Annotated in this window: 20 protein-coding genes and 2 pseudogenes; 9 read left to right on the forward strand and 13 right to left on the reverse strand. The window is 68.5% G+C overall.

Annotation, left to right across the window (positions count from 1 at the left end; genetic code table 11):
- Positions 1-34: 34 nt before the first annotated feature.
- The 3 genes from TY51_RS09005 to TY51_RS09015 form a co-directional block, all read right to left on the reverse strand.
- Positions 35-1,132 carry a tripartite tricarboxylate transporter substrate binding protein gene (locus tag TY51_RS09005; RefSeq protein ID WP_042248597.1) on the reverse strand — a complete coding sequence of 366 codons (1,098 nt, stop codon included), beginning with the start codon at positions 1,130-1,132 and terminating at the stop codon, positions 35-37.
- Between the two features lie 98 nt (positions 1,133-1,230).
- The gene (locus tag TY51_RS09010; protein WP_042248602.1) at positions 1,231-2,643 is read right to left on the reverse strand and encodes a sensor histidine kinase; all 1,413 of its coding nucleotides are present in this window, start codon (positions 2,641-2,643) and stop codon (positions 1,231-1,233) included.
- Positions 2,640-3,314, reverse strand: a complete 675-nt coding sequence (locus TY51_RS09015) for a response regulator transcription factor (RefSeq protein WP_042248606.1) — start codon at positions 3,312-3,314, stop codon at positions 2,640-2,642. Before TY51_RS09015 ends, TY51_RS09010 begins: the two co-directional genes overlap by 4 nt.
- A gap of 121 nt (positions 3,315-3,435) precedes the next feature.
- Between TY51_RS09015 and TY51_RS09020 the strand changes: the two genes are divergently transcribed.
- On the forward strand, positions 3,436-4,548 hold the full coding sequence (locus tag TY51_RS09020; protein ID WP_042248610.1) for a tripartite tricarboxylate transporter substrate binding protein: 1,113 nt from the start codon (positions 3,436-3,438) through the stop codon (positions 4,546-4,548).
- Here the strand turns inward: TY51_RS09020 and TY51_RS09025 are convergent.
- From TY51_RS09025 to TY51_RS09065, 9 genes and pseudogenes are all read right to left on the reverse strand, one after another.
- Positions 4,532-5,521, reverse strand: coding sequence for a D-2-hydroxyacid dehydrogenase family protein (locus tag TY51_RS09025; protein WP_231558979.1), 990 nt, complete (start codon positions 5,519-5,521; stop codon positions 4,532-4,534). The genes TY51_RS09020 and TY51_RS09025 overlap by 17 nt on opposite strands.
- Before the next feature lie 72 nt (positions 5,522-5,593).
- On the reverse strand, positions 5,594-6,307 hold the full coding sequence (gene arsH, locus TY51_RS09030) for an arsenical resistance protein ArsH (protein ID WP_042248613.1): 714 nt from the start codon (positions 6,305-6,307) through the stop codon (positions 5,594-5,596).
- Positions 6,304-7,381: pseudogene (gene arsB / locus TY51_RS09035) on the reverse strand (ACR3 family arsenite efflux transporter). Before arsB ends, arsH begins: the two are co-directional and overlap by 4 nt.
- A complete protein-coding gene (locus TY51_RS09040; protein WP_042248616.1) occupies positions 7,378-7,740 on the reverse strand; it encodes a helix-turn-helix transcriptional regulator in 363 nt (120 codons plus the stop codon). The pseudogene arsB and the gene TY51_RS09040 overlap by 4 nt, the downstream one beginning before the upstream one ends.
- A gap of 486 nt (positions 7,741-8,226) precedes the next feature.
- Positions 8,227-8,457 carry a hypothetical protein gene (locus TY51_RS09045; RefSeq protein WP_052649983.1) on the reverse strand — a complete coding sequence of 77 codons (231 nt, stop codon included), beginning with the start codon at positions 8,455-8,457 and terminating at the stop codon, positions 8,227-8,229.
- A gap of 84 nt (positions 8,458-8,541) precedes the next feature.
- Entirely contained in the window at positions 8,542-10,050 is a 1,509-nt protein-coding gene (locus tag TY51_RS09050; RefSeq protein WP_042248619.1) for a DNA polymerase Y family protein, read from the reverse strand.
- Positions 9,971-10,717 (reverse strand): ImuA family protein, encoded by a 747-nt coding sequence (locus TY51_RS09055; protein ID WP_042248622.1) that lies wholly within the window; start codon positions 10,715-10,717, stop codon positions 9,971-9,973. The genes TY51_RS09050 and TY51_RS09055 overlap by 80 nt, the downstream gene beginning before the upstream one ends.
- Before the next feature lie 184 nt (positions 10,718-10,901).
- Positions 10,902-11,980: pseudogene (locus TY51_RS09060) on the reverse strand (DUF475 domain-containing protein).
- A gap of 186 nt (positions 11,981-12,166) precedes the next feature.
- Complete coding sequence (locus TY51_RS09065) at positions 12,167-13,945, reverse strand: IlvD/Edd family dehydratase (protein ID WP_042248625.1); 1,779 nt, start codon at positions 13,943-13,945, stop codon at positions 12,167-12,169.
- Positions 13,946-14,112: 167 nt separating this feature from the next.
- Here TY51_RS09065 and TY51_RS09070 point away from each other — a divergent pair, with 167 nt between their 5' ends.
- The 8 genes from TY51_RS09070 to TY51_RS09100 all read left to right on the forward strand — a co-directional run bounded on the left by TY51_RS09070 (position 14,113) and on the right by TY51_RS09100 (position 21,305).
- Positions 14,113-15,531: an FAD-binding oxidoreductase gene (locus tag TY51_RS09070; protein ID WP_231558980.1), complete on the forward strand. Its 1,419-nt coding sequence runs from the start codon at positions 14,113-14,115 to the stop codon at positions 15,529-15,531.
- A 2-nt stretch (positions 15,532-15,533) separates the two neighbouring features.
- Positions 15,534-15,764 (forward strand): winged helix-turn-helix domain-containing protein, encoded by a 231-nt coding sequence (locus tag TY51_RS22610; protein ID WP_197054704.1) that lies wholly within the window; start codon positions 15,534-15,536, stop codon positions 15,762-15,764.
- Positions 15,761-16,261 (forward strand): FadR/GntR family transcriptional regulator, encoded by a 501-nt coding sequence (locus tag TY51_RS09075; protein ID WP_197054705.1) that lies wholly within the window; start codon positions 15,761-15,763, stop codon positions 16,259-16,261. Before TY51_RS22610 ends, TY51_RS09075 begins: the two co-directional genes overlap by 4 nt.
- 124 nt (positions 16,262-16,385) lie before the next feature.
- The gene (locus tag TY51_RS09080; RefSeq protein ID WP_042248631.1) at positions 16,386-17,552 is read left to right on the forward strand and encodes a fumarylacetoacetate hydrolase family protein; all 1,167 of its coding nucleotides are present in this window, start codon (positions 16,386-16,388) and stop codon (positions 17,550-17,552) included.
- Between the two features lie 2 nt (positions 17,553-17,554).
- Complete coding sequence (locus TY51_RS09085) at positions 17,555-18,088, forward strand: TRAP transporter small permease (protein ID WP_042248634.1); 534 nt, start codon at positions 17,555-17,557, stop codon at positions 18,086-18,088.
- Complete coding sequence (locus TY51_RS09090) at positions 18,085-19,362, forward strand: TRAP transporter large permease (protein ID WP_042248637.1); 1,278 nt, start codon at positions 18,085-18,087, stop codon at positions 19,360-19,362. Before TY51_RS09085 ends, TY51_RS09090 begins: the two co-directional genes overlap by 4 nt.
- Positions 19,363-19,386: 24 nt before the next feature.
- Complete coding sequence (locus TY51_RS09095) at positions 19,387-20,397, forward strand: DctP family TRAP transporter solute-binding subunit (RefSeq protein ID WP_042248640.1); 1,011 nt, start codon at positions 19,387-19,389, stop codon at positions 20,395-20,397.
- 20 nt (positions 20,398-20,417) lie between these two features.
- Entirely contained in the window at positions 20,418-21,305 is an 888-nt protein-coding gene (locus tag TY51_RS09100) for a DMT family transporter (RefSeq protein ID WP_231558981.1), read from the forward strand.
- Positions 21,306-21,334: 29 nt separating this feature from the next.
- On the opposite strand, the gene TY51_RS09105 is transcribed toward TY51_RS09100, so the two are convergent.
- Positions 21,335-21,904, reverse strand: a complete 570-nt coding sequence (locus tag TY51_RS09105; protein WP_042248642.1) for a type 1 glutamine amidotransferase domain-containing protein — start codon at positions 21,902-21,904, stop codon at positions 21,335-21,337.
- Positions 21,905-22,008 lie beyond the last annotated feature (104 nt).

Genomic DNA, 22,008 nt, shown 5'->3' on the forward strand with positions numbered 1-22,008 from the left:
CGGCGCGCGTGTCGCGTGCCGCCCGCGGGTCAGGTCAGTCCAGCATCACGCTGTGGTTCTCGCTCAGATAGGTGCGCACCCATTCGCGGGCCTCGGGGTCGATGGTGGTCGCGACCTGGTACAGGCCGACGACCTCGTCGCCGACGGCCTGGTCGTACTCGCCCAGCACCTCGCCCGAGGTGGCGATCAGTTCGGGGTCCTGAGCCGCGGCGCTGAACGCGTCACGATAGGCCTGCACGATGTTCTCGGGCGTGCCGCCGGGCAGCATGGCGGGTTTCTGCGCGGCAAAGCCCGAGCTGAAGAACGCCTTGTACGCCTCGAAGGCCACGCCCGAGGGCGCCTCTCCGTGCATCATCTCGTAGGCTTCGACGAAATGCGGGATATCGGGGAAGGACGGGTCGCGCTGCACGTTGCCTTCGGCATCCAGCACCCCGTACGAGAACAGCGGCACAGCCGAGCCTTCCTCGACCAGCGGCGCCACGTTCGTCAGGTAAGCCGACGAGGTCTGATAGTCGATCGTCGCCTCTCCACGCTCGAAGGCCAGGCGGCCGTCGCCGCGGCCGGTCATCCCGAACACGTGGCGCACGTTCAGGCCCATCACCTCGAAGGCCAGCATCGGCACCAGGTCCAGCGAGGTCGCGCCCTGGCTGGCATAGACCAGCTCGGTATCGCTCAGCTTGCCCAGTTCGGACGCGTCAGCGACGCCGGCGCTGGCCGGGATATAGACCACGCCGCCCGTGGGCGAGACCAGCACCGGTTCGAAGTCGGCATAGTCATAGCGGACGCGCGTGTCGCCCAGCAGGAAGGGGAACTGCGTCGAACCCGATGTGCCCAGCAGCTGCAGCCCGTTCGGACGCGCGCGGGCGGCGAATTCGTTGGTCCCGGTGATCGAGCCGCCGCCGGGGACGTTGCGGATGATCACGTTGGGATTGCCCGGCAGGTGCCGCGACAGATAGGGGGCAAAGAAACGCGCCCAGACATCCGAACCGCCGCCTTCCGAGAAGGGGACCCACCATTCGACGGTCTGGCCCGAGAAATCGACGTCCTGCGCGGTGGCAGGGGCTGCGGTCAGGGTGGCGGCCACGAATGCGGCGGCGACGGCGCCCTTGAGGCGACGCAGTGTTGCTTGCATGTTTTTATTCCTCCCATTGGTCCGGCACCTGGGGCACCGGGCGAACGGGACAGTCATCGCACATGAAGCTGTCCAAAGACTGTCAGGATGCCGCCGCGTTAACTTTTTCTGCCCGTTTGCGCATCAGACCCTGCCACCGGAAGCGTCAGGAGGATGACGCAGCCGCGGTCAGACGGTTCGACCCGCGCGTCGCCGCCTGCGCGCCGGGCGATGGCGCGCACGATCGGCAGGCCCAGACCCGACCCGCCGTCATCGGCCGTACTGACGCGAAAGAACCGCTCGAACACCGCGTCGTGCAATTGGGCCGGGATGCCGTCGCCCTGATCGCGCACGCGCAGCGCGGCCATGCCGCCGTCGCGCGACAGCTCCAGCCGCAGGTCGCTGCCCCGGGGTGTGCCATATTTCAACGCGTTGTCGATCAGGTTGTCGACCGCCTCCTCCAGCAGGACGGGGTTCGCGGCGACGGGCAGCGGGCCGTCGACCCCGTCCAGGGACAGGTCCACGTCGCGACGCAGGGCGGCGGGCACGTGACGGCGGGCAACCTCGGCCACGATCTGCGCCAGATCGGCGGGGGCGCCCCCTTGCGCGTCCAGCGCGTCGCTGGCCGCGTCCAGCCGCAGCATCTGCTGGGTCAGGCGCGACAGGCGGCGGGACAGTTCGTGCAGGTCGGTCAGCCGCTGCTGGCGGTCGGCATCCGACCGTGCGTTCAGCGCCGATTCCGCCTGCGCCTGGATCGCCGCCACCGGGTTGCGCAACTGATGCGCGGCATTCGAGATGAAGGCCCGCCGCCGGTCCAGTTCCGCGCCAAGCCGCTGGAACAGTCCGTTGATGGTCGCGACCAGCGGCACCACCTCGCGCGGGACGCGGCGGCGGATCGGGTGCAGCTCCTGAGAGTTGCGCAGGGCGACCGCGTCGCGCAGGTCGGTCAGCGGCGACAGGCCGCGGTTGATGCCGAACCAGACCAACGCCGCCCCGGACGCCACCATCAGCGCCACCACCGCCGCGGCCTGTCCCAGCATCTGCAGGGTCAGCGCCTCGCGTCGGGTCACGGTCTGCCAGACGCGCACGGTCGTCCAGCCGTCCAGATCGGGGTCGGTGATGTATTCGCGCAGCACCACCGCGCGAACCGGCTGGTCGTTATAGACCGCGTTGTAGAAGACGGGCACGGCCTCGGGGTATTCGCGGCCTGCGGGGATGGGGGGCGCATCGGTGCGCCCCACGATGAAACGCCCGCCCGCCGCATGGACCTGATAGAACAGCGGATCGCCGATCGCGCCCTGCAGCGATGTCAGCAGCGATTCCGCGATCAGGTCGCCCTTGGTCACCATGACCTCGCGCGCGACGGCATGGGCCACCACCTTGAGCGTATCGTCATAGAGGTTGCGCGACATGTCCCGCGCCATCCAGTGCAGCACCACGCTGGCCAGCACCGCCAGCACGAATTGCGGCACCACGATCAGCACGAACAGCCGCGTCCGCAGGCTGACCGCGCGACCGTCGGGCGCGCTCATGCGGGCCCGTCCTGCTGCAGGATATAGCCCAGCCCGCGGATCGACCGGATCTGCACCGCGCAGCCATCGATCTTGCGCCGCAGCCGCGAGACCAGAAGTTCGACCGCATTCACGTCCACGTCCGCGCCGGTGCCATAGATGCTGTCGCACAGGGCCGATTTCGCCACCACGCGTTCGGCATTGTCGAACAGCGCCTCCCACAGGGCCAGTTCGCGGCGCGACAGCTCGATCACCCCGTCCGGCCCGCTGAGGCGGCGTCCGGCGCGGTCGAACGACAGCGCGCCCATCGTCTCGACCATCTGGCCGCGCTTGCCGCGCCGGCGGCCAAGCGCGCGGACGCGGGCGCACAGCTCTGCCATCTCGAACGGCTTGGTCATGTAGTCGTCGGCCCCGGCATCCAGCCCCGCCACGCGGTCGTCCAGCCCGTCGCGCGCGGTCAGCACGAGCACCGGGATGTCCAGATCCATGGCGATCGTGCGGCGGATCACCTCCAGCCCGCCAAGGCGCGGCAGGTTCATGTCGACGATGGCAAGGTCGGCGCCGTCATGGGTCAGAAAGTCCAGCCCGTCCTGTCCGTCGGCCAGCCAGTCGACGGAATGGCCCTGCTCGCGCAGCGCCTGCTCGACCGCGCGGGCCAGCATCTGGTTGTCTTCGATCAGGACGATCCGCATGGCCTTCGCCTCGGCTCGGGGGTTTTTCCCTCTTAGGGGCTGGATCGGCGAAGATACAGCCCCTAAACATGGCCCAGCAGGGAGAGACGGCCGCAAGGTCGCCACGCCAGGGAGGCACGCCATGCGATACACACCGACCGCGCCCGGCATCGCCGGGGCGCTGGTGATCTGCGCAATCGCCGCGATGGCGATCCTGTCGCCGCGCGCGGCCCGCGCGCAGGACGTGGATTTCACCGGCCAGACGGTCGAACTGGTCATCCCCTTCTCGCAGGGCGGCGGGTCGGATGTCTGGGCGCGGTTTCACGCGCCGCTGCTGGCGCGCCACCTGCCGGGCCAGCCGTCGATCGTCGTGCGCAACGAACCGGGCAGCGGCGGCACGCGCGGATCGAACGCCTTTGCCGAACAGGCTTCCGCGGACGGGCGCAGCCTGCTGGGCACGTCGGGATCGTCGCTGTTCGCCTATCTGCTGGGCGATTTCCGCGTGCGATACGATTTTGACGAATGGACTGTGCTGATGGCATCGCCCACCGGCGGGGTGGTCTATGTCGCGGGTGACCTGGGGGTCGCATCCTGGCGCGACATCGCGGCGCTGCAGGGGCGGCAGCTGGTCTTTGCCAGCCAGGGGATCACCTCGCTGGACCTTGTCCCGATGCTGGCGTTCCGGGTGCTGGGCCTGGATGCGCATTACGTGTTCGGCTATACCGGCCGCAACGACGGGCTGGAGGCGATGCGCCACCACGAGGTCAATATCGACTATCAGACTACCTCGGCCTATCTGCAGAACGTGGCGCCGATGGTCGCCGCGGGCGATGCGGTGCCGCTGTTCAGCTGGGGGATCGTCGCCGCAGACGGCAGCGTGCAGCGCGATCCGACCTTCCCCGACCTGCCCACGCTGGAGGAGTTGTACGAACACATCCACGGCACACAGCCGTCGGGGCCGGAATACGATGCCTATCGGGTCTTTGCATCGGCCGGGTTCGCGGCGCAGAAGATGCTGGTCCTGCCCGGCGACACCCCGCCCGCGATCCGGGACACCTGGCTGCAGGCGATCCGCGCGGCACGCAGCGATCCCGACTATCTGGACCGCGCGCCCGCGATCCTGGGCGCCTATCAATCGCTGGTGGGCGATGATGCACAGCACCTGGCAGGCACCGTGACGCGGATCGACCCTGACGTGCGCCGCTTTGTCCTGAACTGGCTGGCCGACGAATATTCGATCAGGTTGACGGAGTAGCCTGCCGTCCCCCGCCAATGACGCGGATCGGCCGCCCGGCCTTCCACGCCTCGATCGCCTCGACCGTCTGGCGGTGGAACATACGGAACGTCTGTTCGCTGACATAACCCAGATGCGGTGTGACCAGCAGCCGCCCGCTGTCGATCAGGTCGCGGTCCACGACCGGGTCACCGTCCGGCAGCGGTTCGACATCGTGCACATCCAGCGCCGCCCCGCCCAAACGCCCCGCGCGCAGGGCATCCAGCAGCGGTCCCACCTGCACGATCGGCCCGCGTGACGTGTTCAGCAACAGCGCGTCGGGACGCATCAGCCCGAATTCCCGCGCCCCGAACAGGCCGCGCGTCGCCTCGGACAGGACCAGGTTGATCGACACGATGTCCGATCCGCACAGCAGCGCATCTAGATCGGCCGCGTGGGCCACGCCCTCGGCCGCGGCCTGGTCGGGCGTCAGGCTGCGCGACCAGGCCAGCACCTCGACACTGAAGGGTCGGGCAAGCGCCGCCACCTTGCGCCCGATGCGGCCAAAGCCCGCGATGCCAAGCGTCAGCCCCGCCAGATCGCGGCCCATCCCCGTCTGCCAGCCCCCGGCGGCGGCGGAATTCGCCTCGGGGACGATGCGACGGGTCAGGGCCAGCATCAGCGCCATCACGAATTCGGCCGTGGTGGTCCCGCGCGATTCCGTGCCGCAGACGACGATACCGCGCTCCTGTGCGGCGGCCACGTCGATGGACAGGTTGCGCGCGCCGGTGGTCACGATCAGCTTCAGGTTCGGCAGCGCCCGGATCAGCGTGCCGTCAAGCGGGGTCCGTTCACGCATGACGCACAGCACATCGAACGGCGCCAGCGCCGTGGCCAGCTCCGCCGGATCTGTCATCGTGTGCTGAAACACCGTGATTTCGTCGCCCTGCGGCCAGTCCGCGTACCGGCGCGCCACATTCGCGTAATCGTCAAGAACCGCTATCTTCAATGCCATGGGGTGCCTGCCTTGGTCGGGGTCCGACGGACTGTCGGAAACCCCGCGCGCAGGGTCAAGCCCGCATGGCCGTCAGACCGCCTGCCCCTGGTTCACCCGCTGCGACAGCGCCTGATGGCTTTCGACCCGCTCCGAATAGCGGTCGAGCAGATGGTCGCGGATGTCGCGGGTCAGCAGGGTGAAACGCACCAGCTCCTCCATCACGTCGACGATGCGGTCGTAGTACGGAGAGGGCTTCATGCGGCCGTCGCCGTCGAATTCGTCCCACGCCTTGGCGACGGACGACTGGTTCGGGATCGTCAGCAGCCGCATCCAGCGGCCCAGGATGCGCAGCTGGTTCACGGTGTTGAAGCTTTGGCTGCCGCCGCAGACCTGCATCACGGCCAGCGTCTTGCCCTGCGTCGGGCGCACCCCGCCCAGGGACAGCGGGATCCAGTCGATCTGCGTCTTGATCACGCCGGTCATCGCGCCGTGGCGTTCGGGGGAACTCCAGCACATGCCTTCGGACCAGCCGACCAGATCGCGCAGTTCGGCGACCTTGAGGTGATCGGCCTCGGCCGCATCGGCCAGGGGCAGGCCGCGGGGATCGAAGATCCGCGGTTCGGCGCCGAGGGCAGTCAGGATGCGGGCGGCCTCCTCGGTCGCCAGGCGGGAAAAGCTGCGTTCGCGCAGGGACCCGTACAGCATCAGGATGCGCGGCGGGTGGGTGCTGCGCGTGGCGGGCACCAGATCGGCGGCCCGGACCGGGCGAAAGGCGTCGGGGTGCAGCGTTGTGGGGTCGCTCATCGGGGCTGTCCTTTCGGTGCGGGGTCGGCGGGGGGCTCGGGGAACCGCCCGCGCGTACGGTTGGCAAAGGCCACCAGGGTCAGCATCACCGGCACCTCGACCAACACGCCCACCACCGTGGCCAGCGCCGCGCCCGAGTTCAGGCCGAACAGGCTGATCGCCACCGCCACCGCCAGTTCGAAGAAATTCGACGTGCCAATCATCGCGCAGGGTGCGGCGATGCGATGCGGCACGCGCATCAGCCACGCCGCGCCATAGCCGAGTGCAAAGATCAGATAGCTTTGGATCAGGATCGGCACGGCGATCAGCGCGATGATGGCAGGGCGGTCCAGGATGGTCCGGCCCTGCAGCCCGAACAGGATCGCCACCGTTGCGATCAGCCCCAGCACCGACCACGGCTTGACCCGCGCCGAAAAGGCGTCGATCCGCGCCGGGTCGCGCAGGATGCGCCGCGTCAGCAGGCCTGCCGCCAGCGGCAGCACCACATAGAGGACGGTCGCCAGAACCAGCGTCTGCCACGGCACCGCGATGTCTGTCACACCCAGCAGCAGCGCCACGATGGGGGCAAAGACCACGACCATGATCAGGTCGTTCACCGACACCTGCACCAGCGTATAGGTCGCGTCCCCGCGCGTCAGCTGCGACCAGACAAAGACCATCGCGGTGCAGGGCGCGGCCCCCAGCAGGATCAGCCCGGCGATGTATTGCTGCGCATCCTGCGGCGCGATCCAGGGGGCGAACACGTGGTCGAAGAACAGCACCGCCAGCAGCGCCATAGTGAAGGGCTTGATCAGCCAGTTCACCACCAGCGTGATCAGCAGCCCCTTGGGTTGCCGCGCGACCCCGCCGATGGCGGCGAAATCGACGCTGACCATCATCGGATAGACCATCGCCCAGATCAGCACCGCCACGACGAGGTTGATCGACGCGACCTCGGCCGCGGCGATGGCCTGCACCGCGCCGGGCGCCAGCGCCCAGGGCAAGGCCCGCCATCATCGCCAGCGCGACCCACAAGGTCAGCCAGCGCTCGAACACGCCCAAGGGGCTGGGCTGTGCTGGGGCAAGGTCGGTCATGCGACGACATCCGTGGTTGTGGCGGGCCCGCAGTCGCAGGCGATCTGGTCCAGCAGCGGCTGGCACAGGTCGGGCCGGCCCCCGCAGCAATCCTGCAGCAGAAAGCCCAGCATGCCGCCCATCGTGTCCATCCGCGCGAAATAGCGGATGAAGCGTCCCTCGCGGACCCATCGCACCAAGCCCGCCGCGGTCAGGATGGTCAGGTTGTTCGACAGCGTGTTGGGGCGGATGTCCAGCCGCGCGGCGATATCGCCAGCCGCCATGCCCCCGGGTCCGGCCTGCACCAGCACGCGAAAGACGTCCAGGCGGATGTCATGGGCAAGGGCGGACAGGACATCCAGGGTCTGATTCTTTTCCATACTTCATGTTATTCCGAAACATTAGCTGCCTGCAATGGCTAAGTGGTCAGCGGAAATCGCACGTCTTCACGATGATAACGTCACGGTGCAGGTCGCGGATATCATGGCGGGCCTTCGGCGCATGGTTGCGTGGATCGGTAGGCAATGCGCCGCGGTGGAGTTCGTAGCCGCGCCCGTGCGGCAGGGAAAACGCGTCCTAGCACACCACGGATGCACGCTCTGCCAACATGTCGGTCAAGGCGGCGGGTCAGGCCGTCGCGTGGGAGCGACAGCGGGTGGTGGTGCGGGACAGCGCGTCGGGATAGCGGACGAATAGCCGCGCCATCTCGACCATTGTCGTCACGTGGCGGTCGGCAGGGTCAGGGCCGGATAGGCGCGGTCGCCAAAGACGTCGTGCATGGGGCGCAGGCGCAGGGTGCAGGCGCCATATGCCAAGTCGGGGACCAGCGCCGCCCACAGTCCCTCGGCGTGGTCTGCCGCATTGGCCTAGTCCAAGTGACACGCCTTCTTCCCGTCCGCGCCGTGCCCAGGGAGCAGGTGGCACAGGCTGCCGTGGCCCGCGCGGTCCATCGGATAGAGCAGCATCGACATGGCGCAGCGCAGGTCCGGACGACAGCCGACAATCAGCCGGATCACCGTGTCGTTGGACACTTCGAACGCGCGGACGATGCCGGCCAGGCTGTTGCGGTCCGTGACGGCCGGCGCGCGCAGGGCCATCAGCGCCGGGGTGGGGAACGGCGTGAACGGAGGACGTGCCGTGCAGGAACGGGGAATACGCCGTCAACTGCAGCTAAACATGCCTTATCCGAAGACCCCGTGCAGAAACCAGTTGTGGGAGCCGGTGGTCATGTCCTCTCCATCACCCTGGCGAAAGATCCAGAACCGCCGGCCTGCCTGATCCTCGATACGGAAATAGTCGCGCACGGCGCGGGTCTCGGCGTCGCGTTTCCACCATTCGCCAAAGATGCGTTCCGGCCCGTCGGCGCCCTCGACGTCGTGGCGGCCGCCGCGCCAGACGATCCACCGGGGGGGATGGTCGGGCAGCAGGGCCATGGTGTCGATCGGTTCGGGTCGCGCCAGCAGGCGCGACGGGCGGGGCCAGTGGTCGGGCCAGCCCGCGGCGATCACGCTCAGCGGCGGCACGCGGACGACCGATCGTTCGGGCACGTCGCTGGCCACCGGCGCCAGGCGATAGACGGCCCGCGCGCCCACGCGGTTCGTCAAGCTGTCGATCAGGCTGGACATGTCGGGGGCGGCAGGTTCCAGCAGGCTGGCGGTCTGGCGCGGGGCCAGGGGTTCGGCAAGGGTGGCGGTCAGGGACATGATCTCGATCCCGAAGCCCGGATCGATGGTGGGGATCCTGTCGCACAGCAGCCGCACCAGACGCGCCGGATCGCGAAGCGGTGCGGCCAGGCCCACGCGAACGGGCTGGGCGCGGTTGTCCACGCGCCAGCAGATCAGGTCCAGCCGCCGCGCGCCGAGGCCGCGCGCCTCCAGCTGGCGGCACAGGTCGCGGACCAGCTTGTCGATATAGCGGGCGATGGTTTCAGCCGCGCCGATCGGTTCGGCGAAGACGCGGCGTGCGGTTACCAGATCGTCGGGGCGCAGCGGGTCTATGGGTTCGCCCACGGCGCCCAGGGCCTGGTCCAGGCGGCGGATCACCTGCGGCCCGAACCGGCGGGTCAGCGGCGCGCGGGGCACCGCGAGCAGGTCGCCGATGGTCGCGAACCCCAGATCCTGCAGCCCGCCGACGGTGGCAGGGGGAAGGCGCAGCGCTGTCAGAGGCAGGGGCGCCAGCGCGGCCTGCGTGTCGCCCGGCGCGACGATGGACAGGGCTGCACCATGGCGGGCCAGCGCATGGGCCGCGCCCCAGCTGTCGGCCATGGCCAGCCGCGCAACGATGCCCGACAGGGTCAGCCGGCCCAGGATCGCCTGCAGCATCGCGTCCTCTCCGCCATGCAGGTGGTCGGTGCCGGTCGCGTCGATCACCACCCCGTCGGGCGGATCGACCGCGACGATGGGCGCGAAACGCTGCATCAACCACAGGGCCAGCCGTTCCAGTGCCGCCATGTCGGCATCCGGATCGGCCCGTTCGACGCGCAGGTCGGGGACCATCGCCTGCGCCTTACTGACCGGCATGCCGGGCCGCAGGCCAAGCGCCAGCGCACCGTCGCAGGCGGCGGTGACCACGCGGCGGCTGCCCGCCCGGCCCGACAGGATCAGCGGTGCGCTATCCGAAGGCGTATCGCCCACCCGCCGCAGCCGGTCGATCGGCCACATCGGCAGGCAGACCGAGATGACCCGTGCCATCGCATGCCTCCACTTCCAGATCGAAGGTCTCGCCCGCCCGCGCGCGCATCAGCTCGACCAGCCACAGCGCGCGGCCAAGCCCCGGCACCGGCAGCGCGGCCGAAGGGCGTTCCGACACGCGCCAGCGCGTCATCGCCGCGGTGGGCTGGCCGAACTCGTCGGCATCCGCCAGCCACCGCCAGCGGCGCAGCGCGATGCCCGTGGTGCCGGAGTTCTTGGCCGCCAGGTGCAGCCTGCGCGAGGCGGTCATGGACAGGCGCCCGATCTCGGCCACCACCGCGGCCAGGCCGCCATGGCGCAACCCCTCCTCCATGCAGGCCAGCACGGATGTCTCGTCCCCGGCCTCGACATGGATGACCCGGTCGGGGGCCAGTCCCGACTGCGCCAGGCCCGGCGCGAACAGGTCCGCGCGCGTCACGCACCACAGGACCTGACCCGGCAGGCGCGCGGCGATGCCGGCGGCGAAACAGGCGGCGGCGGCCCCGTCATCGGTTCCCGCGCCGCTGCCTGCGACCTCGTGCAGGCAGCCAAGGGCCAGCCCGCCCTGGGGCAGGCGCCGGTCCAGCTCGGGCAGACCGAAGGGCAGCACCGCATGGTCCTGCACCTTGCCCTCAAGGTGGGAAATGCGGCTGCGAAGCGCGGAAAGCGTGGCGGAGGAGGCAGACATGGGGGTTACCGGAACAGGACTGTAAGTTCCTGTTTTGTTCTTTTCGACGCCGAAAGTCAACGCATCAGCCACCCGCCAGCCGCTTCGGTCCTGAATCAAGGGCGGGGGCGTCCGGCAAAGCAGCGCGCGGCGCTGATTTACCGGGACCTGCGGCCGCGATGGTCGCGGCCGCAGGATTTGTCGGTCAGTGGGCTGCGGCCAGTCCCTCGTTCCGGTTGAACCGGATCGACGACCACAGAGAGATACCGATCAGCGTCGCGCCACCCAGTCCGGTGATGACCTCGGGGATGTGGACCAGGGCCTGGGCGAACATCACCACCGACAGCGCGATGATGGCGTAGAAGGCGCCGTGTTCCAGATAGCGGTATTCCGACAAGGTGCTGTTCTCGACCAGCATGATGGTCATCGAACGCACGTACATCGCGCCGATGCCCAGGCCGATCGCGATCACGAACAGGTTCTGGCTGAGCGCAAAGGCACCGATCACGCCGTCAAAGCTGAAGGACGCGTCCAGAACCTCTAGGTACAGGAACGCGCCCAGGCCCCCCTTGGCGGCGCCATGCAGGGTCTCCTGGGTGCTGTCCAGCAGCCCGCCCAGAACCTCGACCAGCAGGAAGGTCATCAGACCCCAGATCGCAGCGGTGAAGAAGGTCGTGCGTTCCGCGCCTTCCAACAGGTGCGAGAAGCCCAGCACGAACAGCAGCACCACCGCGACCTCGACGCCGCGGATCGAGGCGTACTTGGCCATGTGGCGTTCGACCCACCCGACCCAGTGCACGTCCTTTTCGTGATCGAAGAAGAAGCTGAGGCCGACCATCATCAGGAACGTGCCCCCGAGGCGGCGATGGGCAGATGCGCGTCATGCATGATGCGGGCGTATTCGTCGGGCTGGCTGGCGGCCAGGACCAGCGCCTGCCACGGGCCGATGCCCGCCGCGACCACCACGATCAGCAGCGGGAACACGATCCGCATGCCAAAGACGGCGATCAGGATGCCCCAGGTCAGGAAGCGGCGCTGCCAGACGGGCTGCATGTCCTTGAGCTTGTTGGCGTTCACGATGGCGTTGTCGAAGGACAACGAGATCTCCAGCACCGCCAAGACGGCGACGATGAACAGGATCGACAGCATGCCCCCAAGCGTGCCTGTCGTCTGCCATCCCAGCACCGCGCCCAGGAGCAGGCCCAGGAAGGTGACGATGATCGCCCATTTCAGATAGGAAAGGACCGGGCGCTTTTGCGCGGCGGAAAGAATGTCCTGTGACATGAGGAAAGAGTCCAGGCGGTGGATCTGAATACAGGTGCCGACATCACGAAAGCGCCGCCACTTTCGTCAGAGGGGCCCGGACACCGCTCGATGCGTTCACGACGCCCCGCGACCGTGGGTCCGCCGGGAAGATTCGGCAAGTCTTTCGTTCAGATATTCCCGCGGATGGGCGCCCTTCCGCGTGTCCTAGTGGTTGTGGCGCGGCAGGGTCCGGGCGATGGCGGTGAAATCCTCGGCCCCGCGGATCGTCGCGCCCTCATCCATCTGGGTGACGGTGTCGCGATAGATGCGCTGCCACGGCGTGGCGGACGGGGGGACCGGGGGCAGGCCTTCGGCGCGGCGGCGGGCGATCTCGGCGTCGTCGACCAGCATGTCGCAGCGGCCCGCGGTCAGGTCGATACGGATGCGGTCGCCGGTGCGCAGGAAGGCCAGCCCGCCCCCCGCCGCACTTTCCGGCGCGGCGTTCAGAATGGACGGGCTGTCGGCCGTGCCCGACTGCCGCCCGTCGCCGATGGTCGGCAGGCTGCGGATGCCTTCGCGCAGCAGGCGATCGGGCGGCTGCATGTTCACGACCTCGGCCGATCCGGGCCAGCCAAGCGGGCCCGCGCCCCGGATGACCAGGATCGACCCTGCGTCGATGGGCAGGGCCGGGTCGTTGATGCGCGCGTGGTAATCAGCCGACCCGTCAAAGACGAAGGCCGTGCCCTCGAACACCCCCTCGTGCCCCGGGCGGCTGAGGAAGCGGGCGCGGAAATCGTCCGAGATGACGCTGGTCTTCATGATCGCGAAATCGAACAGGTTGCCGCGCAGCACCAGGAACCCCGCCCGCGCCATCAATGGAGCGTCAAAGGGCCGGATCACCTCGCGGTCGGTGGCCTCGCGGCCCTCGAGGTTCCGGGCCATGCTGTGCCCGGTGACGGTGGGACAGTCGCCATCCAGCAGCCCCCCCTGCAAAAGCTCGCACATGATCGCGGGCACGCCGCCCGCGCGGTGGAACCGCTCTCCCAGATAGGCGCCGGCGGGCTGGACATTGGCCAGCAGCGGCACGTCATAGCCATGCACCTGCCAGTCCGACGCGTCGATGGTCACGCCCGCATGTTTCGCCATCGCCGTCAGATGCGGCTGTGCGTTGGTCGATCCGCCGATGGCGGAGTTGACGCGGATCGCGTTCAGGAAGGCGGCGCGCGTCAGGATTCGGGACGGACGCAGATCCTCGTGCACCAGGGCCACGGCGCGCAGGCCGGTGCGATAGGCGATCTGGCCGCGTTCCCGATAGGCTGCGGGGATGGCGGCGCAGCCGGTCAGGGACATGCCAAGCGCCTCGGCCATCGCGTTCATGGTCGAGGCGGTGCCCATCGTGTTGCAATGCCCGATCGACGGCGCGCTGTCCAAGGCGGCCTCCAGGAATTCGTCGCGGGTGATCTCTCCGGCGGCATAGCGGCGGCGCGATTGCCAGATGACGGTGCCCGAGCCCACCAGCTTGCCGTCGTGCCAGCCGTCCAGCATCGGCCCGCCCGACAGCACGATGGCCGGAATGTCGACGGTGGCGGCCGCCATGATCGCCGATGGCGTGGTCTTGTCGCAGCCCGTCGTCAGCACGACCCCGTCGAACGGGTAACCGTACAGCAGCTCGACCAGGCCCAGATAGGCCAGGTTGCGGTCCAGGCCCGCGGTCGGACGCTTGCAGTTCTCGAACAGGGGGTGGCTGGGAAACTCTATCGCGATGCCGCCCGCGTCGCGGATGCCGTCGCGCACCCGGCGCGCCAGGTCCAGGTGATGGCGGTTGCACGGGTTCAGGTCGCTGCCCGACTGCGCGATCCCGATGATGGGCCGACCCGACCGCAGTTCTTCGGGCGTGGTGCCGAAGTTCATGAACCGCTCCAGGTACAGGGCGGTCATGTCGGCGTGGTCGGGATTGTCGAACCAGTCCTGAGAGCGCAGGCGGCACGGCGCGACGCCGGTCATCCGTCGGCCTTTCCGGGCCGGTCGGCCGGCATTCCGGCGGTATTCGTGATCGGACTGTCCATGCATCCCCCGACAGATCGCGGCTGGCATTCGGGCGCAGCCGTATTAGTATGGTTGTCTGACAACATAACAGCATGGTGCAAGGGGGCAAGCCCGTGGATCGGACAATGCAGGACAGACTGACCGCGCAACTGGGAGAGATGGTCCTGACCGGGGACGCCGTCCTGCCCTATTGCCGCGACTGGATCGGCGACGTCCAATCCAGCGCGCTGGCCGTGCTGCGCCCGCGCACTACGGCGCAGGTGCAGGATTGTGTCCGGGTGGCCGCCGCCCTTGGCCTGGGGATCGTTCCGCAGGGCGGCAACACCGGGCTGGTCCTGGGGGCGATGCCTGATGCCCCCGACCGGCAGGTCGTGGTGTCGCTGGAACGGATGACCGCCATTCGCAACCTTGCCCCCAATGATTTCGCCATCGAGGTCGAGGCGGGTGCGATCCTTCAGGACATCAAGGATGCCGCAGCACAGGTTGGCCTGTATTTCCCCCTGTCCCTTGGGGCGCAGGGCAGCTGCCGGATCGGCGGAAACGTCTCGACCAATGCGGGCGGCATCAACGTGCTGCGATACGGCATGACCCGCGAGCTGGTCCTGGGGCTGGAGGTGGTCCTGCCGAACGGATCGCTGTTCGCGGGCCTGTCCAGTCTGCGCAAGGACAACCGCGGCATCGACCTGAAACAGCTGTTCATCGGCGCCGAGGGCACGCTTGGCATCGTGACCGCCGTCACGCTGAAGCTGGTGCCTGCCCCGACCGCGATCGCCACCGCGCTCGTGGCGCTGGACGATCTGGAGGGTGCCATCGCGCTGTATCGCCACGCGCGGCGGGACTGCTGCGATCTGCTGTCGGCCTTTGAATTCATGCCGCCGCTGGCCTTCACGCTGGCGCGCGAGGCGATGCCCGACCTGCCGCTGCCGATGGACCCCGGACACCCGGCCTATGCGCTGATCGAGATGTCGGGGTCGGGGCTGGTCGATGTGGACGACCTGATGGCGCGGTTCCTGGAACGCGCGCTGGAGGGCAGGTTGGCGCGCGACGGCGTGGTCGCGCAATCGCGGGCGCAGGCGGCGAACCTGTGGGCGATCCGCGAGGGGATGAACCTGGGCCAGGTCCAGCGCGGACGGCACCTGCGCACCGACATCTCGGTCCCGCTGTCGCAGCTGGCGACCTTCGTGTCGGAGGCCGAGGCCGCGGTTGCCGACGTGCTGCCCGGCGCGGTCTGCGTGTCCTATGGCCATGTCGGCGACGGGAACGTGCATCTGAACGTGCTGCCGGGGCCGGGGGCCGATGCCGACATCCAGATCGCGCGGGCCAAGACGGCCATCGACGCGGCGCTGGACCGCCATGCCGGATCCATCAGCGCCGAACACGGGATCGGCCGCCTGAAACGCGCTGCGTTCGAGGCGCGCCTGCCGCCGGCGCAGGCCCGGCTGCTGCAGGCCATCCGGCAGGCCGTGGACCCGGAGGGCATCATGAATCCGGGTTGTCAGATCACCCCGCGACCTGCCACATCCGGGTCAGTCCAAGGAGCCTGACCATGACCGCCGACCCGTCCCCGATCGCCCGTACCCAGCACCTGCCGTCCCGGATCGCGGCCCATATGGCCGCGCGCATCCAGCAGGGCGGGCTGAAGCCCGGCGACAAGCTGCCGACCGAGGCGGCGATGTCGCGGGATTTCGGCGTCAGCCGCACCGTCATCCGCGAGGCCATCGCGCAGCTGCGCAACGAGGGCATGATCGAGACGCGCCAGGCGTCGGGGCCTTCGTGATCGACCGCCCGCTGCGCCACATCCGGCTGGACGACCAGGGCGACATGGACAGCCACGGCTTTCGCGACCTGTTCCAGCTGCGCGTCCCGCTGGAGATCGAGGCGGCGGGCCTTGCCGCCACCCATCACCGCCCCGAACACCTGGCCGCGATGGACGAGGCGCTGCGGCGGATGGCCGACGCCGTCACCCGCCCCGCGGACGAGGCAGGCGACGCGGTCCATGCCGACCTGGACCTGCACCGGGCCATCGCCGCGGCCACGGGCAACGACTATTTCGTGCAGTTCATCGGGGCGGTGTCGGACCGCATCCTGCAGACGATCATCGCCTCGCGTCAGGCGAACCGGGTCGACCTGATCGCCCCGGCGGTCGGCGCCGAACATGCGGCGCTGCGCGAGGCCATCGCCGCGCGCGACCCGGTCCGCGCCCGCGCCGCGATGCGCGCGCATATGGAAGGGTCGGCGGCCCGCATCTCTCTGCGACTGGCATTCTACAGCTGACGCCCCCTGCAAAATTCCGATGGACAGTGGACATGATACGCTTTTAAGGTCCTGTCATCTGGTTGTCTGACATCTGGAGGCTGCGTTCGCGCAGAGATGTCGGCAAAGCTTGGGGGGACGCGGTGTGACATCGCAACTGGCCTTGTCCGCGTCGGCGCTGTTGCCCGACGATGCCGCGCGCGCGCGCCTTGTGGGCCGCGTCTGGTCGACGGCGCAGGGCGGCCCCTGCCCGGTGGTGATCCGCGACGGGCATGTGTTCGACGTGTCGCAGACCGCGGCCACGATGTCCGCGCTGCTGGACCGTGCCGACCTGGCACAGGTCGTGACCGGCCGCGACCACCCCGACCTGGGACCGCTGGACGGGTTTCTGGACGGCAGCCTGGGCAGGCTGCTGGCGCCGGTCGACCTGCAGGCGGTCAAGGCCGCGGGCGTCACCTTTGCCGGCAGCATGGTCGAGCGGGTGATCGAGGAGCAGGCCCGCGGCGACAGCGCGCGCGCCGCCGACATCCGGGCCCGGCTGGAACCGGTGATCGGCGCCAGCCTGCGCGACGTGCGCGCCGGGTCCGCCAAGGCGGCCGAGGTCAAGGCGCTGCTGCAGGACATGGGCCTGTGGTCGCAATACCTGGAGGTCGGGATCGGCCCCGACGCCGAGATATTCACCAAGGCCCAGCCCATGTCCGCCGTCGGCTGCGGCGATCTGGTGGGCATCCATCCCATCTCGGACTGGAACAATCCCGAACCCGAGGTCGTGCTGGCCATCCGTGCGGACGGGACCATCGTCGGGGCGACGCTTGGCAACGACGTGAACCTGCGCGATGTCGAGGGGCGGTCCGCGCTGCTGCTGGGCAAGGCCAAGGACAACAACGCCTCCTGCGCGATCGGGCCGTTCATCCGCCTGCTGGACAACGACTTCACCATGACCGACCTGGAAACGGCGACGGTGTCGCTGCGCGTCGAGGGCCGCGACGGTTTCGTCATGGAGGGCGAGAGCCGGATGGCCGCGATCAGCCGCCCCCCCGCGGACCTGGCGGCCCAGCTTGTGAACCGGTCGCATCAGTATCCCGATGGCGCGGTGCTGTTTCTGGGCACCATGTTCGCCCCCGTCAAGGACCGGCACGGACCGGGGCAGGGGTTCACCCATGACATCGGCGACCGGGTCGAGATCGCATCACCCCGCCTTGGGCGGCTGGTCAACTGGGTCGAGCGGACCGACCGCTGCCCGGAATGGGACTTCGGCACGACCGCGCTGATCCGCAACCTGGCCGCGCGCGGCCTGTCGGGGCAGGTGTGACCGTGCAGCGCCTGTCCGGCCTGATCCTGCGGCTTCTGGACATCATCCTGGCGTTGCTGCTGGCGGCGATGGCGATGATGGTCTTTGTGAACGTCGTCATGCGCTATACGATGAACAGCGGCCTGCCCCTGTCCGACGAGCTGTCGCGGTTCGCCTTTGTCTGGCTGACCTTCATCGGCGCGGTCGTGGTCCACCACCACCGCCAGCACATGGGGATGGAGACCGCGGTCGCCCTGTTCGGCCGCCGCGGCCGGATGGTGCTGATGGGGGTGTCGGACCTGGCGATCCTAGGCTGCGCGGGCATCCTGATGCACGGCACCTGGAAACAGCTGCCCATCAACGCCAGCATGAGCGCGCCCGTCTCGGGCCTGTCGATGGCCTGGGTCTATGGCATCGGGCTGTTCACCGGGGCGGGCATCATCCTGATCACGCTGGAACGGCTGGCGCGCCTGTTCACGGGCCGCATGACGGATGCCGAACTGGCCCGGTTCGGCGGAGAGATGGACGACGCCCCCGGTCAAGGACATCGCGAATGACGCTGCTGGTCTTCATCGCGTCGCTGATCGGCGCCATGGTCGTGGGCATCCCCGTGGCCTTCGCGCTGATCGTCACGGGCGTCGTGCTGATGACGTATATGGGGATGTTCAACACCCAGATCATCGCGCAGAACATGCTGATCGGCGCGGACACGTTCACCCTGCTGGCCATCCCCTTCTTCATCCTGGCCGGAGAGCTGATGAACGCCGGCGGCCTGTCGCGCCGGATCATCGATTTCGCGATCACCTTCGTGGGCCACATCCGCGGCGGGCTGGGCCTGGTGGCGATCATCGCGGCGGTGATCATGGCCTCGATCTCGGGGTCGGCGGCGGCGGATTCGGCGGCGCTGGCGGCGATCCTGATCCCGATGATGGCGCGGGCGGGCTATAACGTGCCGCGGTCGGCGGGGCTGATCGCGGCGGGGGGCGTCATCGCGCCGGTCATCCCGCCGTCGATGGCGTTCATCATCTTTGGCGTGGCGGCAAACGTGTCGATCAGCCAGCTGTTCATGGCCGGGATCGTGCCGGGGCTGCTGATGGGGATCTCGCTGGTCATCACCTGGCTGATCGTCGCGGGCAAGGACAACGTGGCCACCCTGCCCCGCGCGCCCTGGTCCGAACGCCGCGCGGCGATCGGGCGGGCGGTCTGGGCGCTTGGCATGCCGATCATCATCCTGGGCGGCATCCGCATGGGCGTCGTGACACCCACCGAGGCCGCCGTCATCGCCGCCTTCTATGCGCTGTTCGTGGGCATGGTGGTCTATCGCGAGCTGCGGATCGCGGACCTGCCCGGCGTGCTGATTTCCGCGGCGCGGACGACGGCCGCGATCATGTTCCTGGTCTGCGCGGCGCTGGTGTCGGCCTGGCTGATCACCGCCGCCAACATCCCCGGAGAGCTGGCCCGCTGGATCGCCCCGCTGATCGAGAACCCGCGCCTGCTGATGCTGGTCATCATGGTCCTGATCCTGGTCGTGGGCACCGCGCTGGACCTGACCCCCACGATCCTGATCCTGACCCCGGTCCTGATGCCCATCGTCAAGCAGGCCGGAATCGATCCGGTCTATTTCGGGGTCATGTTCGTCATGAACTGCTGCATCGGGCTGCTGACGCCGCCGGTGGGCGTCGTGCTGAACGTCGTCAGCGGCGTCGGGCGCGTGCCCCTGGGCAAGGTCATCCGCGGGGTCTGGCCGTTCATTCTGGCACAGCTGGCCGTGATCCTGCTGCTGGTCGCGTTCCCCGGCATCGTCATCGTGCCGGCCCGCTGGTTTCACTGACACCACGTCAAACGGGAGGAAGACATGACACAGACCCTTTGGAAGGCCGCGCTGTGCGCGACGACCGCACTGGCCCTGGCGGCACCCGCCATGGCCCAGTTCCAGGACCGCACGTTCCGCGTCTCGAACGGCATCAACGAGGATCACCCGGTCGCCACCGGCATGGCCGCGATGCAGGAATGCCTGGACGAACAGACCGGGGGCACCATGCAGATGCAGGGGTTCTGGGGCGGCGCGCTTGGCGGCGACCTGCAGGCGACGCAGGCGGTCCGGTCCGGCCTGCAGGAGGCCGTGGTCACCTCGTCATCGCCGCTGGTCGGGCTGGTGCCCGCCCTGGGCGTGTTCGACCTGCCCTTTCTGTTCCGCACCCCCGAGGAGGCCTATGCCGTCATGGACGGCGAATTTGGCCAGACGCTGAACGGCCTTCTGGACAAGGTCGGGCTGGTCAACCTGGGCTATTGGGAAAACGGCTTTCGCAACATGTCGAACTCGCAGCGTCCCATCGAGACCTGGGAGGATTTCGAGGGCATGAAGGTCCGGGTGATGCAGAACAACATCTTCCTGGACACGTTCTCGAACTTCGGCGCGAACGCGACGCCGATGTCGTTCGGAGAGGTGTTTTCCGCCTTGGAGACCAAGGCGATCGACGCCCAGGAAAACCCCTATGTGACCATCGACACCTCGCGCTTCTACGAGGTTCAGTCCTATATTAGCGAGACGCGGCACGCCTACACGCCGTTCCTGTTCCTGTTCTCCAAGGCGATCTTCAACAGCTATTCCCCCGAGGAACAGCAGGCGCTGCGCGATTGCACCATCGTCGGGCGCGATGTCGAACGCAGCGCCATCCAGGAGCTGAACCTGCAATCGCTGGCCAAGATGGAGGAGGCCGGCCTGCAGTTCAACACGCTCAGCACCGCCGCGCAGGAGGAGATGCTGGAGAAATCGCAGGTCGTCTATGACACCCACCGCGCCGCCATCGGAGAAGAGATCGTGGACCAGGTCCAGCAGATCCTGTCCGACATGCGCGGCCAATAGGGCACGGGGGGCCGCGTCGGGTGACCGCGCGGCCCTGGTTCGGCATGGGGCGGACGATCAGCGCGAATGCGGCCGGGGCGTTGCTGATGCTGGCCGGGATGGCAGCCTTTGCCGCCAATGACGCGATCGGCAAGTGGCTGGTTGCGGATTACGGCGTGGCGCAGGTGATCGTGCTGCGATCCGTGGCGGCGCTGGTGCTGATGGTGCCGCTGATCCTGCGGGGCGGGCGGGTGCTGGCCCGCATCCGTGCCGCACCCCGTCCCGGCCTGCAGGCCCTGCGCGCCATCGCCGCCACGGCCGAGGTCTTCTGTTTCTATCTTGCGGTCTTTCACATGCCCCTGGCGGACGTGATGGCCTTCTGGATGGCCGCACCGATCTATGTGGTGGCGATCTCGCCGCTGATCCTGGGGGAACGGGTCGGCGGTCGCACCTGGGCGGCGGTGGCGGTCGGGTTCCTGGGGGTGCTGGTCCTGCTGGCGCCGTCGCTGCAGGTGTCGGGGCCGGGGGTGATCTTTGCCCTGCTGGGCACGGCGGCCTTTGCGGCGATCATGATCCTGGGGCGGTCGCTGCGCGCGACGCCGGATCGCGACCTGGTGCTGTTCCAGCTGATCGCGGCGCTGATCGGGGGGCTGATCGTGGCGCCGTTCGACTGGCAACCCATCCGGGGCGCGTCCGACCTGTCGCTGTTGTTCCTGCTGGGTATCGTGGCCACCGCGGCGCATATGCTGGTGACCCGCGCGCTGAAGCTGGCGGATGCCGCGGTCGTGGCGCCGCTGCAATATTCGCTGCTGGTCTGGGGGGTTCTGTTCGGATTTCTGGTCTTTGGTGACGTGCCCGCCGGTGGCATGCTGGCGGGCGCGGCGCTGATCATCGGATCGGGCCTGATCGTGCTGCGCCGCAGGCGATGACCGCGCCCAAAACGGGCGCGGTCGCTCTATCAGGCGCTGCGGGTCTGGGCGTCGTGGCGGCCCTCTCCGAATTCCTCGATCAGCTTGGCGCAGAATGCCGGCAGGTCGTCGGGGTTGCGGCTGGTGACCAGACCGCTGTCGGTCATGACCTCCTTGTCGACCCAGGTGGCGCCGGCATTGGTGATGTCGGTCCTGAGGCTGGGATAGGACGTGATCGTCCGCCCCTTCAGCACCCCTGCCTCGATCAAGACCCACGGGGCGTGGCAGATCGCGCCGACCGGCTTGCCCTGCGCAAAGAAGTCATGGACGAAGGCCACGACATCCTTGTCCGCGCGCAGGGTGTCGGCACCCACGGTCCCGCCCGGAATGACCAGCCCGTCGAAATCATCGGCCGAAACCGATCCCACGGCGCTGTCGACCGGATGATCCGATCCCGGGTCGAGATCGCCGTTCACCGTCTTGGCCGTGCCGGTCTTGGTGCTGACCACGGTGACCGTCGCCCCTGCATCGCGCAGCGCCGCCAGGGGCTGGGCAAACTCCGGCTCTTCGGTGCCACGGGGGGAGATCAGGATGGCGATGTTCTTTCCGTCCAGTTTCATGGGACGTTCCTTTCAGCAGCAATTCGTTCGCGGGTGAAACGCAGGCCCCCGGGGGCGCGGTTCCTGCGCGCCGACCGGATGGCGCGCAAGCTGCGGGGCTGCCT

The organism is Paracoccus sp. PAMC 22219 (genome assembly GCF_000787695.1).
Taxonomy (GTDB): domain Bacteria; phylum Pseudomonadota; class Alphaproteobacteria; order Rhodobacterales; family Rhodobacteraceae; genus Paracoccus.